This window comes from Catenibacterium sp., assembly GCF_052354645.1.
In the GTDB taxonomy this organism is placed as follows: domain Bacteria; phylum Bacillota_I; class Bacilli_A; order Erysipelotrichales; family Coprobacillaceae; genus Catenibacterium; species Catenibacterium mitsuoka_A.
On sequence record NZ_DAWDDM010000324.1, the window covers coordinates 1 to 2,074 of the forward strand.

General features: G+C 33.7%; 1 protein-coding gene. It reads right to left on the reverse strand.

Annotated elements, in window-relative coordinates; translation table 11 throughout:
* The coding region (locus ACT8VG_RS10600; protein ID WP_444195852.1) for a hypothetical protein at positions 1–1,984 on the reverse strand (1,984 nt) is incomplete at its 3' end.
* Between the last annotated feature and the right edge of the window lie 90 nt (positions 1,985–2,074).

Consider the following 2,074-nt stretch of genomic DNA (forward strand, 5'->3'; position numbering starts at 1 on the left):
TGTTATAAGTGACTTTGCTTTCAGATTCTTTATTTTGAACAGCACCTTTATTCGCAAAATGATAATCAATACCTTCTTTAATATCTTTTAATTCTGCAGCTGTATGATAAGAAGAAATATTTAAAGACTGCCCTATAAATTTACTGCCATCTTTCTTCTTTACAGTTACTTCAAATGCTTTAACATGGGCATTGTTATTAATAACTACGTTCTTTTTATCTTCATCTGTATAGAACTTAATACTAATTTTTAAATTTTCTTTAGAAATAGGGGTTCCATTCGCATCCTTAAGCTCAATATTGTTATTAATTTCATTTCTTAACTGAGATAAGACTGCATAGTGTTCACCATTAAATTCTTTATCTCCAGTAGATGTACCATTCTTAATCACATCTGAATAAGTGATAGAAGTGATTTCTTTATCAGGAAGCTTCATATAAGCCTGCCATGTATTAGTTATAGTTTGACCATCTTCTGAAACAGTATTGCCTGTTGAAGATTTTGTAAGGGTCCAGTCTCTATGCTGTACACCAACACCATAACTACTTTTATAATTTTTTCCATCTTTACCAATAGTACCTTTGTTTGTAACAGTGGTATTTTGTTCGGGTGCATCTGTCTGATATTGAATTGTATAAGTTTCATTAGAACCTTCTGGGAATGTATAAGGTAAGCAATCAATTGTTAATGTAGTGCCATCATTTCCCTTTGCAGTGATAGGAGTAGGAATCTTTAAGTTATTATCAATCGTATCATTGAATACATAGCCACCAATATCTTTCTTATCTGGATTAATTGTAATACGCCAGTTCATCTTTCCTGTATCCTGGTCGTATCCACCATATTTAGAAATCATTGAATTAGATACAGCAATTGTTGTTGAGGCTTCTCTTGATGAGCTGCCACTTGTTCCTTTTACACTATTTGTAAGTGATCCTGAACCATCTTTATTACCAGGTTCTGCTTTTACTTTATAACTAATTTCATAGCTTTCTCCTGCTTCAAGTTTTGGAAGATTATTCATTGTAAAAGATTCGCCATTGATTGAAGGATTGACTTGAATCGTTGTGCTATTACCGTATTTGTCTTTCTTTATTACTGTAAAGCTTTTTTTATCATATTCCGCCTTTGCAGAATCCCAATCTACGAATTTATCTTCAATCTTTATATTGCTTTCAGTACCATTTTTAGTAGTTGCTTTCACTGTATAGCTGACTGTTCCATCCTTATTCAATGAAGCCTGCTTAGACATATTCAAATCATATCGTTCCTTACTTGGCTTAACTGTGATTTCTCCACCATCACCGCCAAATTTAATTGAATCATCATTAGCACCATCTGCAGAAACAGTTCCTTGGAATTCAATATATCCTGAGAATGGTTCCCCATTCGTAAATTCATCATTAAAATCAATAGTGATTTTCCCACCAGTAGTAATTCGATATGTACCAACTGCTTTACCATTAGATGCATATACTAAACCAGTTTCTTCTTCTAATGGCTTTATGCCATTAGGAAGCTGATAAGAAATTTTACTTCTGTCGGTTGTGACAATATCTGCAGGTAATTTATAGTTAATATGTACTTTAACCTGATCACCATCTTCAAATGTTTTGGATGAAACCCAGCTGCCATTTTGAATCTTGCTGACATCTGCTGATGTAATATACTGCCCAAAATCACTACTTTCCTCAGTTTTTGGCTGAGTAGCTGTACCATTATCTGATACCGTCACATGCGTTTCAGGTACCATCGCAGCAGAATTAACTTCTGCAGCGGCAGGTGCATTATTCTTAACCTTCCCCACTATCTGTTCATCCATCTGATTAGTGACTGTTGTTTCAACAGGCTGCTCTACATACTTATTTAATTCAATATTCTTAGTATTAAATGAAACAAGAGAAGAACCATTGACATCATATAGCACATGAGAAGAATCTGTTTCTAATACCAATATCAGTTTTAATTCGCTTTCTGCATTCATGTTCACATGATCTTCATCAAAATATAGAGTCAATAAATTTTATATAATCCTCTATCTTATACACATATGACGCTGCCTCCTATCTTACTC